The organism is Phormidium sp. CCY1219, from assembly GCF_035615515.1.
Classification (GTDB): domain Bacteria; phylum Cyanobacteriota; class Cyanobacteriia; order Cyanobacteriales; family Laspinemataceae; genus CCY1219.
Genome location: NZ_JAJENT010000284.1, coordinates 1 through 1697 on the forward strand (window position 1 = coordinate 1; position 1697 = coordinate 1697).

Below are 1697 nucleotides of genomic sequence, written 5' to 3' on the forward strand. Positions count from 1 at the left end.
CCTTCAGGCGCTTTACTAATGTAACAACCCCCTTCGGGAATGTCAACCCTTTTTTGAAAAAATTTTGGATTTTTTTTTGACATACTGCTGAAATAACCATGCAGCAAGGGATTGAGACGATAATTTTTTTTTAAATTCTGGGGAAGGACGGTAGAATCCTAGCGGTCGCTCTTTAAAACCGCTTCTCGATCTGGTGCAACCCTTATTAATAATTTCAGGTGATGGAGAGTGACAAGGTAGGGAGCCTGAACCGGTGCGTTAAAGGTTGGGTTCAGGCTCCGTCACCGCGATCGCCATTCCCAACAAGCGGCGCGATCGCCTCTCCATCGAGACGCTCCATAACCCTATTTCACGAACGCCATGCTTGATGAAATATTCCGAGACTGTTGTGTACTAGAGCATCGAGCTTCAGACTCGGGAGCTTGTGGCAGGATAATCGGTTCGGTGGTCTCCTCCTCAGTCACGGTTTTTGTGTGAACATCTTCTACTTGCATGTAGCGCGCGTTATGCTGAGCTTCGGGCTGAGTTTTGGGAAAATCTCTGCCGAAGTGAATTTGAATTTGAGGACCAGAACGGGCCAGGCAAATAATCGCCCCATCCTGTACCGACACTTGAGTAATGCGCGTCCCATTCAGATAAGTTCCATTGGTGCCCAGATTAATCAGTTTCCAGTGTAGTCCAGTGCGTTGCAACTCGACGTGGTGTCGAGAGACCACGGCACTGTAAAGTACAACATTGTTATCGATCGCTCGCCCAATCCGAATGACAGATTCTCGTTCAAATCTCCAACTTTGGATGGGAGTAGACTTTATTGGATGCAGCAAGGTCAGTGTAATCACGAGAGCATCGCTATGACAGTAGATACACCTTTGATGACGATGGCTAAGGGTAGAGTACAGCGCCCATAAAAAAAGAGGTGTGTTTTGGGGAACAACACCGATTGAAAGTCTCTACAGCTGAGGTGCTTATGGTTTATTATTCCTCAAATCGCTTCCCCAGATCTCAACCCCAGAAGACTGAGAACTGGCAAACCGACATTTATTCTGGATCCCTAGAATGAGTGTAATTTGCATCGCCACTGAGAATACTCAGGGAAGAACTCGGGCAAAATCGGGAGGTGCAGAGGCGATCGCCGAGGACGCCTCTGGCTGAAAAAATGCAGAATGCTGGTAGATTTTCCGGCGAGAAAAGCGACAGAGGCTTTTTTATCCCCGCCAAAGAGAACCTCTGGCGGGGGAAAGTTGAATCATCGGTTAGGTCTCTTGGAAAATAAAAGACACCATATCGCCTTTACCCAAGGCAATGCGATCGCCCGGGCGCAACCGATGACGGTTCCCTTTTGGTAGGGGCATATTATTGACGTAGGTGCCGTTAGAACTGCCCACATCTTCGAGATAGTAACTATCTCCCTCTACCCGAATATCTGCATGAACCCGCGAAACCACTTCAGAGTGAGGGAATCCCGACACATCCACATCGGGGGGAATCAAATCGTTGGGTTTGCCCACATGAATGACCGACAGATTGGGCGGCAGTTCAAGGGGGGTATTCGTTTGCACGTGGAGCAGTTGAGCTGCTTTCTGGCCCTGAAGTTGAGTTTTGGCGCTGGTTGCCGCCGGGGCCGGAGTGGGAGCCGGAGTGGGAGCCGGAGTGGGAGCCGGAGTGGGAGCCGGAGTGGGAGCCGGAGTGGGAGCCGG

At 50.1% G+C, this 1697-nt stretch carries 2 protein-coding genes; both read right to left on the reverse strand.

Annotated features, from left to right (window positions below; all coding sequences use genetic code 11):
* Window positions 1-344 precede the first annotated feature (344 nt).
* Entirely contained in the window at window positions 345-839 is a 495-nt protein-coding gene (locus LKK83_RS04290; RefSeq protein ID WP_324629649.1) for an FHA domain-containing protein, read from the reverse strand.
* Between the two features lie 414 nt (window positions 840-1253).
* Window positions 1254-1697 (reverse strand): FHA domain-containing protein (locus tag LKK83_RS04295; RefSeq protein WP_324629651.1); only part of this gene is annotated, 444 nt, incomplete at its 5' end.